This window comes from Microcoleus sp. CAWBG27, from assembly GCF_020883145.1.
GTDB lineage: Bacteria > Cyanobacteriota > Cyanobacteriia > Cyanobacteriales > Microcoleaceae > Microcoleus.
In genome coordinates this window covers 20,446-39,385 of the sequence record NZ_JAHREU010000048.1, presented here as the reverse complement: position 1 = coordinate 39,385, position 18,940 = coordinate 20,446, and the positions used below count along the sequence as shown (strand labels likewise).

Below are 18,940 nucleotides of genomic sequence, written 5' to 3'. Positions count from 1 at the left end.
GTTGCAAGCAATGACCGACTCAAAAGAAATAGGTAAGATGTCGAGGCGGAGTGCGATCTGGATGTCAAGTGCAGGGGCGCTGGTGGCAACCATGGCCCCAGGGCTGTTCAAAACTGAACCGGCCTATGCAGAAGGAGTAGTCTCAAACATCACTCCTGACGCCGCACTCAAGAAATTGATGAACGGGAATCAGCGGTATATTGACCAAAAACGGACATTTCCCGACCAAAGCCGATCGCGAATTGCGGCAGTAGCAAAGGGTCAACATCCGTTTGCAACCATCCTTGCTTGTTCTGATTCGCGGGTAACACCCGAAATTATTTTCGATCGAGGATTGGGGGATTTATTTGATATCCGAGTAGCGGGAAATTTTCTCGACGATGTGGTTCTCGGCAATATTGAATATGCCACACTAGAATTAGGGGTGCCGCTATTAGTAATTCTGGGTCACGAACGCTGCGGTGCTGTGAAAGCGGCTTTAGATGGCAAACCGGTTCCGGGTCACATTAGCACTTTGGTGGAGGCGATTAAACCAGCCGTTGATGCTACAAAAGATCAATTGGGCGATGCCTGGGATAATGCAGTCAGAGCCAATGTAAAAATGAACGTCAATAAGTTAACATCCTTGTCACCTCTTTTAGCTGAAGCAGTCAAAGCTGGCAAGCTGAAAGTTGTTGGGGGGCGCTACGATTTGGACAGCGGCAAAGTAGAGATAATTGCTTGATTTTGGTGGTGGCATCTTACATTTTTTACTATTTTTATGAATAGGCATCTTGCCTGTTCCACACAGAGGGAACTTGAGTATTTTTATGAACAGGCAAGATGCCTGTTCCACAAACAAGAAATTTGATTGTGGGGAGTAGGGGGTTGGGCATCATGCTCGCCCATAAAATCCACAATCTCAGTTACATCAAGCCCATTTCTTGCAGTCCGCGGCGCAGGCGTTCTGCTTCAAAGGGACGGCGCTGTTCGTGAAGGGCGATCGCTCTTTTGAATTCTGCTAAACTTTCGGGCATTTTGCCAATTTTCAGCAGCGCTACTGCCAAGTTTTGATGAGCTTCCGCGTGTTGGGGATCGATTTTAATGGCTTGTCGGTAATAGGCGATCGCATCTACTAAATTTCCGGTTGCTTTTAGCGTCAGTCCTAAATTGTAGTGACCTGGTGCAAAATTGGGATCGATTTTTAAAGCTGCTTTGTAAGCTTTTTCTGCTGCTGGCAAATCTCCTTCATCTTTGAGCAAATTGCCCAAATTATTGTAAGCACCTAATTTGAGCGCCGGGAAAACATCTGTATTAATTGCGAGTTGATAGTGTTCTTTGGCTTTGGCAAATTGCTGTTGCTGGCGGTAAGCAATGCCTAAATGATAGTGAAGTTCGTAAACAATAGATTCATCAATTGTCGCCGCAGTCAATCCCCTAGTTAATAAATTAATTCCCCGCCCGATTTGCCCGCTTTCTACGTACAGCGCGCCTAATTTGCTGCACGCATAAGCATCGTTTGGATAATAAGTTATATAGCGTTCCATTGCTGCTTGAGCTTTTTGGAATTTGCTTTTTGTGGCGATCGCATCTTTGTGATAACCAGAGTGGTAAATCGCCACATCGGGGAGAGAAGCGATTTTCCATTGCGGTTCCCGCTGCAAAATCTCAGCCGCGCTGTCGTCTACCATGGCGTGGTATGGGCGAGAAAAGCGGATGTCGTGGCGATTGCGAAACAAGCGCGACACGAGGGAATAGGGTGATTGAGATGCGCCGATTTCTTGGCGGATGAGATTGATTAGCAACAGTCGATCGCTCTTAATTGCCTGCTTGATTTGAGGTACAATCTCCGGTACTAGCACCTCATCGGCATCCAACACCAAAATCCAGTCGCCCTGGGCGTGCTTCAGAGACTCGTTGCGCGCCGCTGCGAAGTCGTCGCACCATTCAAAGTCATAAACCCTCGCCCCGGATGCTCGGGCTATTTCACGGGTGCGATCGCCAGAACCGGTATCTACCACGACAATTTCGTCAACAACACCCTTCACGCTGTCCAAAGTCCGCGACAGTGTTGCTTCTTCATTCTTGACGATCGTGCACAGTGTCAGATTCATCGGGGGCCAACTTTCCTAATTTGACAGAATTATTGTAATTTTTTTTACCAGTAAAACACAAAAAGTCCCAGAAAAATTTTTCCTATTGCCCTTCGGCTTTGATCGCAAGCACCTTTCTTCAGTAGAAAAATTGGCTTATACCAACCGCACCCAACGGTTAGGACGTTCTGAAATTGCACTTTCCATGAGTAGTCGATTGCTTCTGTCCTCAATAAATAAAGCCTTCTATCCTAGATAATTAAAGGCTTCGTTCTTAGTTGTGCGTTCTGCATTCTGCATTCTTAGTTGTGCGTTCTTCAATAACTCTTTTGACATATTAAAAAGCCTTAAATTAGGACGATTCATGATAAATTCTACCTCTATCGGTTCATCCCTACGGTAGAGGAAAGGATGGGATATCAGTTGTTATTCTTAGAACATAAGACAAGGCAGACGAAAGTTAAACACTCAGGAGAAAAACAAATGGGAATTATTGCTTGGATCGTTTTAGGACTGATTGCTGGTGCGATCGCCAAAGCCATTTATCCGGGAACTCAAGGTGGCGGTTTTCTCGCAACAACAGTTTTAGGAATTATCGGCGCGCTGGTGGGAGGTTATTTAGGCCAAGTCTTTGTGGGGACTAGCGCGGGAGCATCCTTCGGAGCATTAACTCTACCCAGCATAGCTTTTGCAGTCATCGGCGCGATCGTGGTACTTTTCATCTGGGGATTGCTGACTCAGCGTGCTGCATAATAAATATTGCCAATTCCCAGTCGATCGACTTATGGGGTATTCATAAACCCGGTTTCTTGAGGAAACCGGGTTTTTCAGTCAATAACCCTCGCTGCCGCCATAATAAGATTGGTTCGTAGTGAGGACTTTAGTCCTCTGACGGATGCGGACTAAAGTCCTCACTACGAACCATAATAAGATTGGTTCGTAGTGAGGACTTTAGTCCTTCTTCTATTGATGCGGACTAAAGTCCTCACTACGAACCTGTTGAAACCGCTACGACAAAGTTAATTAATCCGCAAGTCGAAAGGTAAGCGAACGTAAATCCCTTGCGGGTCATTCATCGACTTGATAACAGCCAATTCATCCTGCATTTTCTTAACTTCGGCCGTTAGCGGGTCGAGTTTGGTGGCTGGTTTTAACACATGAACGCCGGATATTCTTTCCAAAATTCGCTCTTCCAAACTGCGGCGTTTTGGATATTCTTCTAACTGCCAATCGTCGCCTAGTTTAGCTTGCTTAGCCGCTTCTCTAACAGCATCTTCTAGGCCGCCAATTTCATCCACTAAACCCAACTGTTTCGCTGCGATACCAGACCAAACTCTGCCTTGAGCAATTTCTTGCACCTTGTTTTTTGACAGTTTGCGGGAGTCGGCGACTTTGGTGATAAATAGATCGTAAATGCGATCGACTATTCTCTGAATATTCGCCAATTCTTGAGGATTTTTGGGGCGGGAAACCGTGTTAGTATCCGCAAAACGGGCGGTTTTTACCACGTCCCAAGTTATGCCGTTGTTAGCAGCCAACTTTTCGGCATTGAATAGCATCCCAAAAACGCCGATGGAACCAGTAATCGTACTGGCTTCGGCAAAGATTTTGCTAGAACCCATCGAAATCCAATAGCCGCCGGAAGCTGCTAAATTGCCCATCGACACGATAACTGGCTTTTTTTTGCCCGTCAGCGCGACTTCGCGCCCGATGACTTCCGCAGCCGTCGCGCTGCCTCCAGGGCTGTTGACGCGCAAAACTACTGCTTTTATGTCGTCATCTTCTCGGATTTTACGCATTTCTTCAGCGATGCGATCGCCCCCTACTTGAGTCGGGCCGCCTTCGCCGTCTACAATCTCACCTTCAGCGTAAAGGACAGCAATCTGGTTTTTCTTGTGAGCGCGAGTAGAGTTTTTACTCTCAGCAACTCTTGCGTAGTTTTTCAAACTTATTTGCTTGAAAGATTTATCTTCTGCATCGGTTCCTGTTAGTTTTTTCAGTTCTATTGCAATTTCATCAAAGTAGACAACTTTATCAACTAACTTGCCTTTGAGAGCTTCGTTAGCCATCAAAGTTCCGCCATTATCTGCAACTGCTTGCAGTTGGGGAACGGTCAATTTGCGGCTCGGGCCGACAGTTTTCAGGTATTCGCCCCAAATATCTCCGAGCAGTTTTTGGGTTTGCTGGCGATTTTCCGGGCTCATTTTTTTGAGCAAAAACGGTTCGACGGCTGACTTATATTTCCCGACGCGAGTGACTTGGACTCCCAAGCCGTATTTCTCGAAAGCACCGGTCAAAAACATGGCTTGACTGCTAAAACCGTTGATTTCTAGGGAGCCGTAAGGATTGATAGCAATTGTATTTGCAACGGAACCGAGGTAATAATCTCGCTCGCTCCAGTCCATTTCGTAAGCAAAAATGGGTTTTTTGGCATCTCGGAAACGCTGTAATGCCGATCGAACTTCTTTGAGATTAGCAAACCCGCTGCTGCTAGAATCCGAACTGCCTTCAAGATACATCCCCACGATTTTCGGGTCTTTTTTCGCAGATTCGATCGCATCTAAAACAGTACGCAGCGTCACAGCATCGCCGGATTCATCCGAAAGAGCTTCTTGAATCGCCGCGCTCGTGCTGCGGCTCGGTTTGCTATCGGTGATATTTAGAGACAGATCTAATACCAGTACAGACTTATCTTTAACTTGCGGGCCTGAATCTTTAGACGACGATGCCGCCAGAGCAATTAGCAGTACCAGTCCTCCCAATCCGATGCCGCCCAGCAGCAACAATCCCAGGAAGGTTCCCAGCAAACTTGCACAAGTATATTTTAGGAAATCTTTCATTTAGATAATTAGTCAGTTGACAGTTGACAGTTGACAGTTGACGTGTGGTAGGGGCAGTGGATGGTGCGGGCCTGCCCTCTTAGTTGACAGTTGACAGTTGACAGTTGACGTGTGGTAGGGGCAGTGCCCCGTGCCTGCCCTCTTAGTTGACAGTTGACAGTTGACAGTTGACAGTTGGTAATTATTAACATTTGGTAATTGGCAGTTAGTAATTGGCAGTTGTTATTTCTTATTTCTTATTTTTTAATCTCTTCCAATAATCAGTAACTACTGACTAATGACTACTGCCAACTGCCAACTGCCAACTGCCAACTGACTACTGCCAACTGACTTACTTTTATCTTAACCTTTCCAAAACCCCAGGATGTTTTAACTCGTCGAGGTTAGCGCAGCCAGTACAAAACATCACCGTAGCGATTTCTGCAATTAAAACCTCAGCTAGAACACCTGCTGCTGATTCCGATGCTGCGGCTGCTTGCAGAAACGGCCGCGCCAGCCCCGCCACATCCGCGCCGAGGGCGATCGCCTTGGCTGCATCCAAGCCGTTTTGCAAGCCTCCAGAGGCAATCAGGGGAACATCCGGCGCTACGGCGCGGGTGCTGACAACGCACTCGGCTGTCGGAATTCCCCAGTCGGCAAAGGTGGCACCCAACCTGCGCTGCTTGCTGTCTTTGGCTCGCTCTCCTTCTATTTTGGCCCAAGAAGTGCCTCCGGCTCCGGCAATGTCGATCGCGCTTACCCCAGCCGATCGCAATTTCTGTGCCATTTTTCCAGAAATACCGTTGCCTACTTCTTTCGCAATCACCGGTACTGGTAATTTATCGCACAATTTAGCAATTTTTTCGAGCAGTCCTTTAAAGTTAGTATCGCCTTCGGTTTGAACGCACTCTTGCAGCGGATTGAGGTGTAAAATTAGGGCATCTGCTTCCAGAATATCGATAATTTTTTGACACTCTTCCAAACCGTAATTGTAGTTTAATTGAACCGCTCCGATATTAGCAAATAGCAGAATATCGGGAGCGCGGCGGCGCACGGCAAATGTAGCAGCAAGTTGAGGGTTTTCTACGATGATGCGCTGGGAACCGACTCCCATGGCCAGTTTGTATTCCTGAGCGACATCGGCGAGGCGATAATTAATGGTCTGCGCTAGTTCTGTGCCACCTGTCATTGAGGAAATTAGCAGGGGAGCGCCTAGTTTTTTGCCGAGAAATGTGGAGGTGAGATCGATTTGGGTGCGATCGAGTTCTGGCAAACAGCAGTGAGTAAAACGGTAGTGTTCCAGTCCGCTGGTAGTTTCGCGAAATTGTACGTCTTCTTCGAGACAGATCCTGAGGTGGTCTGCTTTGCGGGTTTCGGTTTGCGAGGGCGAGGTTAATGGCAAGTTCACAGTGGCTATTTGGGGAGAGAGTTTTGAGTTAGGAATATAGCAATTTTATTTCATTTCTGAGATTTTTTATTAACCGCAGAGAGCGCAGAGGGCGCAGAGGAGTAGAAAAGAGAGATGTTCGCAAATTCTGCTTTCTGTTGCTATATTATCCCGGAACGGTCATCGGCATTCCATTATCCGAAGGTTTCAATTTCAGCAAAAAAGGCACTGCTTTTTGCACCCATGCTTTGACTGGCGTGTAACTTGCCGCGTGTTCTCCGAAAGAGATTTCCAGCATATCGGTGTGAATTATGCCGGGATTCAAAGGAATCGCTGCCATGCCTCGCGGGAGTTCTTGGGCGAGCGATCGCGTCAATCCTTCGATCGCCCACTTAGAAGCGCAATAGGGTGCGACTTCCGGCGAAGTTGACCTTCCCCAACCCGAACTAAAGTTGACAATTATACCACTTTTTCGCGCAATCATTGCCGGGACAAAGTGGCGAATTACATTCGCGGTTCCTTTAATATTAACATCAATTACTTGAGAAAACTCTTCGCTGCTGACATTCCACAACGGCGCGGAATAATTAGTGATAGCTGCATTGTTAACCAGCAAATCTGGCGGTTGCTGCTTTGCCAGAATTTCTCTAGCCCAAGCTTTGACTTGCTCGTCGCTGGCGACATCCAAACAAGTAAAATGATGGGGCGCGCGATATTTTTGTTTGAGTTTTTCCACTGCTTCGGCAGAACGCGCACATCCTAAAACTGTGTGTCCCAATTCAATAAACTTTTCGGTCATGGCGAGACCGAGACCGCGACTGACTCCGGTAATTACAATTAATTTTGTCATAGAATTGGTGCAATTTTTAGATTAAGTAATAGAATACATATTGACGGAGCATTTAACAAATCATCCCAGGGGGAAAGCATGAAAGTAAAAGCAGCAGTTGCTCGCAGTGCCGGCCAACCTTTGACCGTTGAAACGGTCGATCTAGATGGGCCGCGAGATGGGGAGGTGCTGGTAGAAATCAAAGCGACGGGTGTTTGTCACACCGATGCTTATACTCTTTCCGGCGCCGATCCCGAGGGTTTGTTTCCGGCAATTCTCGGCCACGAGGGAGCTGGGATTGTTGCGGAAGTTGGGGCGGGAGTCACAAGTGTCAAAAAGGGCGATCGGGTAATTCCACTTTACACTCCCGAATGTCGCAACTGCTCGTATTGTTTGAGCGGCAAAACGAATCTCTGTCAAGCAATTCGCCTCACTCAAGGACAAGGCGTAATGCCCGATGGCACGAGCAGATTTTCAATTAATGGCGAGAAAATTTTCCATTACATGGGAACTTCTACCTTTGCTAATTATACAGTATTGCCAGAAATTGCCGTAGCAAAAATTCGCGATGACGCTCCCTTTGACAAAGTTTGTTTGATTGGCTGCGGCGTTACAACTGGCATCGGCGCTGTCATCAATACTGCCAAAGTAGAACCAGGTTCTAATGTAGTAGTTTTTGGTTTGGGCGGCGTGGGTTTGAATGTAATTCAAGCAGCGCGCCTGGTGGGAGCCAACATGATTGTCGGCGTAGATATGAATCCCCACAAACGAGCAATGGCGGAAAAATTCGGCATGACTCACTTCGTGAATCCCCGCGAAGTTGAGGGCGATTTAGTTCCTTATTTAGTAGATTTAACCAAAGGCGGAGCTGATTACAGTTTTGAATGTATCGGCAATGTCAATGTGATGCGCCAAGCTTTAGAATGCTGTCACAAAGGTTGGGGCGTGAGCGTGATTGTTGGGGTAGCGGGAGCAGGGCAAGAAATTAGCACCCGCCCGTTTCAATTAGTAACTGGTAGGGTGTGGAAAGGCACGGCATTTGGCGGCGCAAAGGGGCGAACTGATGTCCCGAAAATTGTTGATTGGTACATGGACGGTAAAATTGACATTGATAGTTTGGTAACTCAGGTAATGCCGATCGATCGAATCAATGAAGCTTTCGACTTAATGCACAAAGGCAAAGTAATTCGCACAGTTTTAACATTTTGAAGAAAGAAGGAAGAAGGAAGAAGGAAGAAGGAAGAAGGAAGAAGGAAGAAGCTACTCTTCCGCGCACCAGACATAACTTCCCTCTTCTCTCTTCCTCTGTGTCCTCTGCGCTCTCTGCGGTTCAAAAAACTCTAATTCACAAATGAAAAAGAATTAATATGCTCTCCGAATCCCTAAAACTGCACAAAGAACACAAAAGTTTCGATGGCAAACTCGGCTTTTACAGCCATCAATCATCCACCTGCAACAGCGAGATGAAATTCACTGTCTACCAGCCACCACAAGCCGAATCACAACCCGTACCAATCCTCTATTACTTGTCAGGATTAACCTGCACGGAAGAGAACTTTATGGCAAAAGCGGGGGCGCAACAATGGGCAGCAAAATACGGGTTAATGCTGGTGGCGCCCGACACTAGCCCCCGCAATACTGGGATTCCTGGGGAAGACGACAATTGGGATTTGGGAAGCGGCGCGGGTTTTTATGTGGATGCGACAGCCACACCTTGGAATTCTCACTATCGAATGTACAGTTATGTGGTTGATGAGTTGCCGAATTTAATCGCCGCAAACTTTCCAGGGATACGCGAAAAACAGGGAATTTTCGGTCATTCGATGGGCGGACACGGGGCTTTAATTTGCGCGTTAAAAAATGGCGTGAAGCGAAGCTATCCCGAAGGGAATCGCTATCTTTCAGTTTCGGCTTTTGCGCCTATTTGCGCGCCCGTCCGCAGCCCTTGGGGACAAAAAATATTTGGACACTACCTCGGTGGCGATAAGGAGAGTTGGAAGGCTTGGGATGCTAGCGAATTAGTCCTGGAACAGCAATACAAGCGTCCGATTTTGATTGACTGCGGTACTGATGATTCGTATCTAGCTGACGGACAATTGTTGCCGGATGTGTTCGCAGCAGCTTGTGCAAAAGTGGGACAGCCACTGACTTTAAGGATGCAGGAAGGTTACGATCACAGCTATTATTTTGTGGCTAGTTTTATGGAGGATCACATTCGCCATCATGCGGCTGCTTTGTGCAAGTAAAATAGGTTTGTAGTGACTCGGCGGTTGAAACCGCGACTACACACACTAAGTCTGCCTCCGCAGACTAAGAGTAGTAAGGACTTGAGTCCTAAAGGTTCGTAGAAGTAGAGTGCGTCAGAGAGATTTTTGCAGCAACAAATTAACAATTTCGCAACTGACGCACTCCTCGAATGGTGCGTCAGAATGGGATTTTTAGTGATGATTGATAATTGCTAAACTGACGCACCCTACAATATTAATTTAGATCGATCGCAAATACCCACTCTTTGTACTTGCTATCACGATTTTCGATAATTCCCGTCAGTTTCTCCAAAATCTTTTCAGTGATGGGTCGGTTTTTCGGCAATTGATAGTTTTCTATTCGGTTAATTGGCGTAATTTTGGCGGCGGTTCCGCACAGAAAAATCTCGTCTGCAATCAACAGTTCTGATTTGTCAACGGGTCTTTCTGTGACTTCTATTCCTAAGTCTCTGGCGATTGTTATCACGCTATCTCTGGTGATTCCTTCGAGAATATCTTGATCGAAACCGGGAGTAACTAATTTGCCGTTTCTGGCGACAAATATGTTCATTCCTGAAGCTTCGCTGACTTTTCCCTGAGTATTCATCATGATAGCTTCATCGAAGCCGGATTCTACTGCTTCGGTTTTGGCTAAGGCTGAGGTGATGTAGGCGCCGCTAATTTTACCTCTTAGTGGCAAACTGCGGTCTTCTTGGCGGTACCAAGAGCTAATTCTACAGTTGACTCCTTCTTTGGGCAAGTAGTCGGAGAGTTCTAATCCGTAGACAAAGAAGTCTGTTTCGACGTTGTGCAGTCGGGGGGCTATTCCTAAACTGGATGTGTAGATAAATGGACGGATGTAAAAAGATTTGTTGGGCTGATTTTTTTTGACAAAATCAATGATGATTTGTTGGATTTTGTCGGCGGGAATATCGCAGTGGAGGAAGCTGGCACTTTGACTTAATCTTTGACAGTGGCGGTCTAATCTAAATAGTAAGATGCGATCGCCATTTTGGGGGTCGGGAATTCCTCGCAACCCGCCTAAAACTCCGGTTCCGTAGTGCAGGGCGTGGGTGGCGATGGAGATTTTGGCGTCGGTAAATGGGAGAAATTGGTTTTGAAAGTAGGCGATGGGGAGAAAACTATCCATGATTCAAGCTGGCGATGAGTTGGGCAGTCCGCGAGGAATGGTGATTTTGGTTATATTACCATAAGTTATGCGATTTTAAATTTGGGATTTGGGATTTGGGATTTGGGATTGACTGATGAACTATGAGTTTTGAGATGGTCTGCTGTTGGATTGTTTTTTTTTGAACTGGGATGATTGTTGTGTTGCGATCGCGATTTATAAAATAATCTAAATTGCGGTCGGTTTGGTTGATAATTGTTTTGAGAAAGAGTGCGCTCGACTGCGAGCAAAAATCAAGGAAGGAGTAACTGTGGCACGTAAATGTTTCATCATTGAAATGGGGATGGGTATCGACCAGCACGGGCAGGAACCGACTGTCGCGGCGGCTAGGGCTGTACGAAATGCGATCGCCAATAATGCTCTCCTAGGCGTCTGGGAAGTGGCGGGTTTGACTGACCCCAATCAAATGATTGTGGAGGTAAAGGTGGCGGTTCCTTATCCCGAACAAGTGCGGCCCGATGATGTGTTGGCGGTGCTGCCTTTTGGTAGCAAGACTCTGATTGTCGAGCAAGGGGGGATGATTGTGCCAGGAAGGGCGATCGCCTCTCTGAATGATAAAAATGATGAAATGTTGATCGCCGTGGCTGCTGTGAGTGTTTTTGTGGAAACTGAAGATTAATTAATTGTGCCAGTTTCCACTGCTGGTAAGGTGACTGGATGCGATCGCCAACAGAATGCAAATAGTGCGATCGCTCGTTGTTGTAGCTGCGGAAATCGTCCTACTAAACCAAAATAAATTGAGCTTAATTTATTATAACTGAGATCTTGCACCATTCTCAATAAGGCTTTTATGAACAGGCCGGACAGCCTGTTCCACAAGAAATTCACTCTTTGTGGAACAGGCCGGACAGCCTGTTGCTGACAATGGTGCAAGATGTGAGTTATAACCTAATTACTTTTGATAGCAGCTTTCTGAGATAAAGTAATTGGGGCTAATATCTGGGAATCTTTTTGAGCGGGTACTGCTTGCCGCCACGCTTTAATGCCGCCTGAAAGAACAACAACATTTAGGCTAATATCCTGAATCTTATTAGTCTCCTTTCCCGGAGTGCCTTGGGAATATTGATCGACTTTTGCCAACTGTTGGTATGCTTTAATCGATCGCCCTCCTCTGGCACAATAAAGTACAACTATTGGCTGAGGTCGATCGTCTTTAACCTGAGCTTTGACAAGGGCTTTAACCTGTTTGGCCCCGAGCCCCATCTCAATATCGATTAGGGGAACCAGCGGACTTTCAGCGATCCGATCTTCCGCGTATTCTTCCGGCGATCGTACATCTATCAAAATCACCGATTTCAACTTACCTTGCTGCAATTCAGCAACAGTTACTTGTTTGGTATTTAAACTGGCGATAAAAGTTGGAATATCCATGTGATTATATAGGGAAAATGCACTCAAAGAACCGAGACTAATTAATATCAAAACCATAATTACCCGCAACGGGCGAGAATTGAGATTAATACTTTGTTTGAAATTGAGATTTAGCATTTTGCATCATCCTTGAAAATGGATAGAACATTTGTCCGACATATCCAGCAGGTATAGAATCAGAAATGCCATATCGTTCGGGCATTTTTTTGCTGGCATATACATAGTACCAAATAGCAAATCTAAAAGTGGCAACTGAACGGCAAAATTCTTGTTATGAATTTTGGGACTTTTACTGTGATGCCAGTGATGGAATTCCGGGGTGGCGACGAACCACTTGAGCGGGCCAAATTTGATGGTAATGTTAGCATGAATTAAAAATGCGATCGCCGCCGAATAAAGAGCATAAATCGCAAAAGTTTCCTTAGTAAATCCCAACCAGTAAAGAGGCATCATTTTGCAAATCTGAGTAAAGAGTTGCTCGCAGGGATGCACCCGCACTGCTGCCAACCAGTCCATGCGTTCGATGCTGTGATGGACTGCATGAAATTGCCAAAGCCACGGTACTTCATGCAGCAGTCGGTGAGCGATGTAATATGCCAGATCGGAAATTACAATTGCTTCTGCAAACTGCAACCAGATAGGTTGAGAGGCTATTTCACTTTGCAATTCCGGGTTGAATAAATCAGTCATCAGCGACAAGGTTACAGCCACAACAATAGCGCCCGATCGACCAATAAAGTGACCTGTAAAAAAATAGGTAGCATCGGTTTTCCAGCCGCGACGAAAGACTTTTTGATTGTGTAAAGCAAAGATTCTTTCTAGGGGAATGAAGATGCAGGCTAAGATGACGAAACCTTTGATAATTTCAGGTGACATGAGATTCTGATTAATGTCGATATTTACTTAGGTACTTCACTGCTACCAGCAGCGCAGACAGGAACACCATTCTGAAGGATCGGATTAGGTGGTTGGGTTTTCCCAGGAGAATTTGCTTGACACAGAATGGATACAGTAGTGCTTTCATAGTTATATGCTGCGGAACTAGGTACTAAGAATACAGCCCCCACATGGCTAAGAAGACTGTGTTTTTCGTTGCGAGATCCCGCATAACTAAATGCAGCATTTTTCGTAGCGCCGATCGAATAGTTATAGTTGGTTGTCTGAGTTTTAATGCCGATGCCCAAGGCAGTAATGGAATTAGAAAATGCACCTTTATCTGCAAAATAAGCTTGTTGGGCACGGTTCATTGAGCCAACATATTGCTTAGCTTCTGACTGCATCGCTTTATTGCCACAATGCAGAAAAGAAGGGAGGGCGATATGAGCAAGTATCCCAATAATTATCACAACCACAAAAAAGTCAATAATGCGTGAAGTTCCTTCACCAGATTTATATTCATTTATGGAACGCAAATCTGGCTGATAAGTTTTTGCCACAGATTTAAGGTTTTTTATCGGCCGCAAATCTTGCCGATCGACTGTTGTGACAGATTTAGGTTCTTTGAGAGGTTGCAAATCTTGTCGATCGACTTTAGCGACAGATTTAGGTTCTTTGAGAGGTTGCAAATTTGTGCGATCGACTTTAGCGACAGATTGAGGTTCTTTGATGGGTTGCAAATTTGTGCGATCGACTTTAGCGACAGATTGAGGTTCTTTGATGGGTTGCAAATTTGTGCGATCGACTTTGGCGACAGATTTAGGTTCTTGGATGGGTTGCAAATTTGTGCGATCGACTTTGGCGACAGATTTAGGTTCTGTGAGGGGCCGATCGGGTTGATAAGTTTTTGCCAAAAATTTCGATTGTTCGTTGATTTGATTGAGTTCAGGCTTTTCTTTGAGTTGCATACTTGTTCTCCAAATATTTTACGTGAACGGTTTTTAGACGATGATTCTTCTGATGAGATGTGCGATATTTGACTGTCAGGTAACGCCTCTTAATTTACCTAACCACTTGACTACCAGCAGCGCAGACAGGAACATCATTCTGAAGGATAGGATTAGCTGGTTGGATATTCCCAGGAGAATTTGCTTGACACAGCATGGATACAGTAGTCTTTGTACTGTTAGCTTCTGGGGAAACAGGTACTAAAAATACAGCCCCGACATAGCTACGAAGATTATTGCTGCGGGCTACCCCATAACTAAAAGCAGCATTTTTGGTAGCTATGGCTGAATAGTTATAGTTGATTGTCTGAGTTTCAATGCCGAGGTCCAGGGCAGTAATGGAATTAGAAAATGCGCCATTTTCTGCGTATTTTGCTTGTTGGGCGCGGTTCATTGAGCCAAGATATGCCTTAGCTTCTGACTGCTTCACGTTAGTACACCAGCTGCCACGATAACAGATAAAAGAGGGCAGGGCAATCGCAGAAAGTATCCCAATAATTATCACAACCATAAAAAACTCAATAATCCGTAAAGTTCCTCCACTTTTTATGGGTCGATCGGATTGATAATTTTTTGCCAAAAATTTCGCTTCTTCCGATTTTTGGTTGATTTGATTTAGTTCAGGCTGTTCTTTGAGGGGCATACTTGTTCTCCAAATGTTTTACACCAGAGGTTTTCAGACAACGATCCGTTTGAGGAGATGTGCGATATTCGGCTTTGAAGTAGCGCCTCTTTGACTTTCGATCGAGGATTTGCCAACCTGGGGGATCGCACTTTCTACCGTATTTCCATTAAATCAGATGACTATTTGAGAACATGAGTGAGTTCTCATCGACTTCTCATCGACTTTTTTGGGAGTTACGCAATTGTCACAACTGGTAAGGTGCTCTACTTTCCCGAAACGCTGAACAATCGTTTAAGAAACTCATCTGACGCACCCTACAATTGAATTTTACCGATGCCCGTTGTTCCAGTCCTGTTTTCATTATGTCTTAAACGAACTGGCATTCAATACTAAAACAGACTATAATTTAAAAGATGATTAGAGGCACGGTGAGTTATGGCAGTGCAATTGCTCAAAAAACTGTTCACAGTCGAAGAATATCATCTGATGGGTAAAGCTGGTATTCTTTCAAAGGACGATCGCATAGAACTCATAGAAGGAGAACTTGTACAAATGGCAGCAATTGGAACTCGTCACGCTTCTTCTGTGAGACGCTTAGCCAGACTATGCAGTCAAATTCCCGAAAACCTCGCTATTTTTGACGTACAAAATCCCGTGCAGTTAAGCGAACGAACCGAGCCGCAACCGGATGTGATATTGCTAACACCTCGTGCTGATTACTATTCAACTGCACATCCCACACCATCGGAAGTTTTATTACTAATAGAAGTAGCTGACAGTTCAATAGACTATGACAAAGATGTGAAAATTCCTATTTATGCTCGATCGGGAATTCAAGAAGTATGGATTGTCAATTTACCAGAAAACTGTTTAGAAGTTTACCGTCAGCCAACTGCTAACGGTTATAGTTTAACGTTAAGATTTTGGCGAGGCGAGGAAGTTTCGCCACTGACATTTCCAGAATTGCAAGTTAGCGTTGATTTTGTATTGGGATAAATCAGGATTCATAGGTGTCAACTTAAGCTTGAAACTCCTGGTATCTCTCGCTTTTACCTAAGTCTAGATCCCCCTAAATCCCCCTTAAGAAGGGGGACTTAAAGAGCGCTTCCAGTCCCCCCCTTCTTAAGGGGGGCTAGGGGGGATCTAGATTTAATAGTCAAACAACAGTCTATGACTGGGTTTGACGTTAAGTTGACACCAACGATCGGGATTATTTGCCATTTAGCCGATCGCGAAAATATTCCCCATACAAGCGGCATCTGGGAGTACAATTATTTCCCTCCAACTTCACCAACCCCATACTATTTAACTTAAACCCTAATTCAGACTTCAATCGCACAGGCTGGGAAACACTCGCCACCTCTCTCATCGCCTCCATCAATTCCGCATATTTCTCTAAATTCCACAAATGCCGCCGCAAATGATCGCTGTAAATTCCGGCTTCAGTTGCCGATTCTTGCACTAACCGATCTAAAGTCACATCTTGACGGGAAATATGATACATTCCCAGCCGCACTAAATAAGGATTTCCGCCCACTAACCCCATCAATTTTGCAACTTCCGCCTCACTCCAATTCAATCCGTGGCGCCTTGCCAAATCTTGCACTTGCTGTAAATTAAACTCCGGAATTTCGATCGGCAATCCTACATTAAACGGCGATTTATTCACGTCTAGCGGGATATATACTTCCGTAGAATGCACCACAATCAAGCGAAACTTTTTCCAGATATCACGGCGTTTCGCTTCTTCGTGCAAAGCGCGCAACAATCCAAAAAAATCATCGGCAATTTCCGGCGATTCAAACAGGCGATCGCACTCATCCAAACCCAAAGTCAAAGGCGGTGACGATTCCGACAGCAAATACTGTTCAAAGTAAGCTTTACAGCACTGATTGCTACCAATTAAGTCTGCTAATTCCCAGCACTTCGGCAACTGTTCCAGCATTCCCAACTCTTGACCGACGCTAGCACAAAACCACTGCAAAAATGTATCTGAATTAGCGAAAACTCTCCTATTTGCTAGCTGAAAACTCAGCGCCACCGTGCGAGAACCTTGCTCTTCTGCATGATGCAAAATCCTCGCCATTAAAGAAGTTTTGCCCATCTGTCTGGGAGCTTTAATGCGGATCAGCGCTCCCGGCTGGCCAATGGTTTCATAACACCGAGATTCGATAGGAGGGCGATCGATATAAAACCGAGAAGCTAAATCTACTTGTCCTCCCGGCAATTCGGGCGCTGCTGCTGGCAACGGTTGAATTATTGACTGTTTTGTGTTAGCGATCTGGCTAAAATTTACCGCTAATTCACGATCGGGATTTAAGGATGTGCGGCCTTCTTTAATTACCATCAAAATTTCTGAAATTAAATTTGATGAGTCGCCGACACATCGCCAATGCCAGAGCTGAATCCCTGCTAAATAGTGCAGTAAATCGAAAGAAAATGGTGAATTTAATTCAATGCAAATCGGTAAAATCGCTGGTTTATGAGGAGTTAAATTGTGCAATTCTTGGGCTAGTTGCACTTGTTCCAATATCATTTCGCTAGCAGCCGATTCGGGGGAAATCAGCAATAGTAAATAATCGCAAAGCTTTAAATATGAGTTATCTTTGCTGCTGTTTTTGTTAACTAAAAATACTTCGTGGCTGGCCGCAGTGAAAGCTTGGTGCAATTGCTGAACCAGGGTGTTGTTTGGAGTGGATTGGGCGATCGCAATTTTTGCAGATTTTGACAAAACGCGATCGGGCGGCGATTCCAGCTCAAAATCGGCTATATCGCGCCATTCCTGCCCCAATCCGCGACAAATTTCGATGAAATTGGCATAATCCACAGGTTTGCCATTCAGGAAGTGACTGACAGTAGATTGGGCTATCCCTAAATCCTCAGCCAAAATTTTCTGACTGGGAAAGCCGTTGCGGAGGAGGCAGGATTTAACTGCGGGAATGGACTGGAGACGCAGCCTGAGCGATCGCGGCATTGTTTATCACAATCGAGACACTGAAACCATCATAAATGCTAACCGTCCCAAAGTCGATAAAAAGTCGATGAAAAGTCGATGAATTTTCAAATAACTCACTCGCGAACTCAAATAGGCACCTGATTAGATGAGAAATAACAAGGTTGGATCGCATCAAAAGGAGGTAAAAGTATTGTGTATTCTATCCTAATTTGGTCGCTGGCATCAGCCACTAATCGATCGCCTTTTGCATTCACACCGCCGATGTTTTGGTTGACAGTCGGAATTGTGCTGAGTGCGATCGATTTATTCATCCAAAAAACTCAGCCCCAAAGATACAGATTTTACGTGCTGATGATGGGGGTTGCTGCTTTAATTTCATCTTTTGTTTTGTGGAGAGGATCCGTAACATTTCAGTTTAGTTGGGCGAATGTAATGTATGAAGATTTTGACTGGCAGATATTCTACTGGATGGGAATCTCTCTCGCCTTGAGTATATGGATTCGACCGATTTTCATTGTTCGCAAAAAGTTTGTGATTCCCGAAGCAACCGAAGCGACAACTATCTCCGAAATTTTCCCGGGAGAAACCGGAATGGTGATTTATGAAGGTGCTTCTTGGAAAGCGCGCAATGAAGATTCCCAAGGAATCGCGCCCAAACAAAAAGTTTACGTTTTGCGCCGCGAAGGAAACACGTTGATTGTTGTACCTGACCAATTAATTCACGTCAATAGCTAAATCTTGGGTTGTTACTTCTTTTATTAGACGGCGATTGAAATCGCTTCTACACGAACAAAGTCCGCCTTCGCGGACTAAGAAATCACTATTAACTGTCAACTGTCAACTGTCAACTGTCAACTGTTTAGGAGATTCACGATGTATCAGTATTTTTTGACCGTGTTTTTTGCGATCGCAGGTGTATCCTTAGCCAGCAGCGTTAAAATTGTGCGTCAAGGAGATGAAGCCTTAGTTGAGATTTTCGGAAAGTACGATCGCAAAAAACTCGAACCGGGTTTGACATTTCTGATTCCGTTTGTCGAAACAGTCGCCTACAAACAAACTCTGCGCGAGCAAATTTTAAGACTGCCACCGCAACAATGCACAACTGGCGATCGCGTTTCCGTCACCGTTGAATTTATTGTCTACTGGCGAGTAATTGACTTAGAAAAAGCTTCCTACAAGGTGCAGAATCTCAAGGAAGCCATGTTCAATATGCTGATTCTTTCGATTCGGACTCACATTGCTAAATTAACTGTAGAGGAACTTTACACGGCTCGCAATTTACTCAATAATGCTTTAGTGGAGGAGTTGGATACAACCACCGATCCTTGGGGTGTGAAGTTTACGAGGGTGGAATTGCGCGATTTTGCGATCGGTACTAAAGTGATTCAGCCAACATCCCTAGATAGAAAAGAAGCACAAAAGCTGCGAGCTTAGGGATTAGTATTACCTTCTTTTCCTCGTTACCATGCTCTGCCTGGTAACGCAGATGCTTTGGCTCTGCCTCGCTGAATTTATACCATTTTTCTAAAATCGTGCAACACTCGAAGCCCCCCCCCTAGCCCC

Annotated in this window: 19 protein-coding genes; 8 read left to right on the top strand and 11 right to left on the bottom strand. The window is 45.2% G+C overall.

The annotated features are described in order from the left end of the window. Positions 1-10 precede the first annotated feature (10 nt). Positions 11-724: a carbonic anhydrase gene (locus QZ938_RS22885; RefSeq protein WP_293353494.1), complete on the top strand. Its 714-nt coding sequence runs from the start codon at positions 11-13 to the stop codon at positions 722-724. Between the two features lie 181 nt (positions 725-905). Here the strand turns inward: QZ938_RS22885 and QZ938_RS22880 are convergent, their stop codons facing one another. After that, positions 906-2,093, bottom strand: coding sequence for a TPR domain-containing glycosyltransferase (locus QZ938_RS22880; protein WP_293353496.1), 1,188 nt, complete (start codon positions 2,091-2,093; stop codon positions 906-908). Positions 2,094-2,555: 462 nt separating this feature from the next. Here QZ938_RS22880 and QZ938_RS22875 point away from each other — a divergent pair, with 462 nt between their 5' ends. Continuing rightward, positions 2,556-2,825, top strand: coding sequence for a GlsB/YeaQ/YmgE family stress response membrane protein (locus tag QZ938_RS22875; RefSeq protein ID WP_293149310.1), 270 nt, complete (start codon positions 2,556-2,558; stop codon positions 2,823-2,825). A 266-nt stretch (positions 2,826-3,091) separates the two neighbouring features. On the opposite strand, the gene sppA is transcribed toward QZ938_RS22875, so the two are convergent. From sppA to QZ938_RS22860, 3 genes are all read right to left on the bottom strand, one after another. Further along, positions 3,092-4,912, bottom strand: coding sequence for a signal peptide peptidase SppA (gene sppA / locus QZ938_RS22870; protein ID WP_293353498.1), 1,821 nt, complete (start codon positions 4,910-4,912; stop codon positions 3,092-3,094). A 337-nt stretch (positions 4,913-5,249) separates the two neighbouring features. After that, positions 5,250-6,299: a type 2 isopentenyl-diphosphate Delta-isomerase gene (gene fni / locus QZ938_RS22865; protein ID WP_293149315.1), complete on the bottom strand. Its 1,050-nt coding sequence runs from the start codon at positions 6,297-6,299 to the stop codon at positions 5,250-5,252. A gap of 145 nt (positions 6,300-6,444) precedes the next feature. Then, the gene (locus tag QZ938_RS22860; RefSeq protein WP_293353500.1) at positions 6,445-7,128 is read right to left on the bottom strand and encodes an SDR family oxidoreductase; all 684 of its coding nucleotides are present in this window, start codon (positions 7,126-7,128) and stop codon (positions 6,445-6,447) included. 78 nt (positions 7,129-7,206) lie between these two features. On the opposite strand from QZ938_RS22860, the gene QZ938_RS22855 reads away from it, so the two are divergent. Both QZ938_RS22855 and fghA read left to right on the top strand, forming a co-directional pair. Next, positions 7,207-8,316 (top strand): S-(hydroxymethyl)glutathione dehydrogenase/class III alcohol dehydrogenase, encoded by a 1,110-nt coding sequence (locus QZ938_RS22855; protein ID WP_293353502.1) that lies wholly within the window; start codon positions 7,207-7,209, stop codon positions 8,314-8,316. Positions 8,317-8,474: 158 nt separating this feature from the next. Further along, the gene (fghA, locus tag QZ938_RS22850) at positions 8,475-9,353 is read left to right on the top strand and encodes an S-formylglutathione hydrolase (protein ID WP_293353504.1); all 879 of its coding nucleotides are present in this window, start codon (positions 8,475-8,477) and stop codon (positions 9,351-9,353) included. Between the two features lie 235 nt (positions 9,354-9,588). On the opposite strand, the gene QZ938_RS22845 is transcribed toward fghA, so the two are convergent. Next, entirely contained in the window at positions 9,589-10,503 is a 915-nt protein-coding gene (locus QZ938_RS22845; protein WP_293330976.1) for a branched-chain amino acid transaminase, read from the bottom strand. A 289-nt stretch (positions 10,504-10,792) separates the two neighbouring features. On the opposite strand from QZ938_RS22845, the gene QZ938_RS22840 reads away from it, so the two are divergent. Next, positions 10,793-11,161, top strand: coding sequence for a Lin0512 family protein (locus tag QZ938_RS22840; protein ID WP_293149325.1), 369 nt, complete (start codon positions 10,793-10,795; stop codon positions 11,159-11,161). Here the strand turns inward: QZ938_RS22840 and QZ938_RS22835 are convergent. From QZ938_RS22835 to QZ938_RS22815, 5 genes are all read right to left on the bottom strand, one after another. Next, complete coding sequence (locus QZ938_RS22835) at positions 11,158-11,316, bottom strand: hypothetical protein (protein WP_293149327.1); 159 nt, start codon at positions 11,314-11,316, stop codon at positions 11,158-11,160. The genes QZ938_RS22840 and QZ938_RS22835 overlap by 4 nt on opposite strands. A 114-nt stretch (positions 11,317-11,430) precedes the next feature. Further along, positions 11,431-12,030, bottom strand: coding sequence for a rhodanese-like domain-containing protein (locus QZ938_RS22830; RefSeq protein WP_293149329.1), 600 nt, complete (start codon positions 12,028-12,030; stop codon positions 11,431-11,433). Between the two features lie 6 nt (positions 12,031-12,036). After that, positions 12,037-12,789: a sterol desaturase family protein gene (locus QZ938_RS22825; RefSeq protein ID WP_293353506.1), complete on the bottom strand. Its 753-nt coding sequence runs from the start codon at positions 12,787-12,789 to the stop codon at positions 12,037-12,039. A gap of 23 nt (positions 12,790-12,812) precedes the next feature. Further along, positions 12,813-13,757 carry a type IV pilin-like G/H family protein gene (locus QZ938_RS22820; RefSeq protein ID WP_293353508.1) on the bottom strand — a complete coding sequence of 315 codons (945 nt, stop codon included), beginning with the start codon at positions 13,755-13,757 and terminating at the stop codon, positions 12,813-12,815. 94 nt (positions 13,758-13,851) lie between these two features. Next, complete coding sequence (locus QZ938_RS22815) at positions 13,852-14,439, bottom strand: type IV pilin-like G/H family protein (protein ID WP_293149335.1); 588 nt, start codon at positions 14,437-14,439, stop codon at positions 13,852-13,854. A gap of 417 nt (positions 14,440-14,856) precedes the next feature. Between QZ938_RS22815 and QZ938_RS22810 the strand changes: the two genes are divergently transcribed. Next, the gene (locus QZ938_RS22810; protein ID WP_293149337.1) at positions 14,857-15,417 is read left to right on the top strand and encodes a Uma2 family endonuclease; all 561 of its coding nucleotides are present in this window, start codon (positions 14,857-14,859) and stop codon (positions 15,415-15,417) included. Positions 15,418-15,631: 214 nt separating this feature from the next. Here the strand turns inward: QZ938_RS22810 and QZ938_RS22805 are convergent, their stop codons facing one another. Further along, positions 15,632-17,395 carry an AAA-like domain-containing protein gene (locus QZ938_RS22805; RefSeq protein WP_293353510.1) on the bottom strand — a complete coding sequence of 588 codons (1,764 nt, stop codon included), beginning with the start codon at positions 17,393-17,395 and terminating at the stop codon, positions 15,632-15,634. Positions 17,396-17,569: 174 nt separating this feature from the next. On the opposite strand from QZ938_RS22805, the gene QZ938_RS22800 reads away from it, so the two are divergent. Together QZ938_RS22800 and QZ938_RS22795 are read left to right on the top strand one after the other, a co-directional pair. Further along, positions 17,570-18,112 (top strand): NfeD family protein, encoded by a 543-nt coding sequence (locus tag QZ938_RS22800; RefSeq protein ID WP_293353512.1) that lies wholly within the window; start codon positions 17,570-17,572, stop codon positions 18,110-18,112. A gap of 138 nt (positions 18,113-18,250) precedes the next feature. Beyond that, positions 18,251-18,811 carry a paraslipin gene (locus QZ938_RS22795; RefSeq protein ID WP_293149343.1) on the top strand — a complete coding sequence of 187 codons (561 nt, stop codon included), beginning with the start codon at positions 18,251-18,253 and terminating at the stop codon, positions 18,809-18,811. Positions 18,812-18,940: the final 129 nt, after the last annotated feature.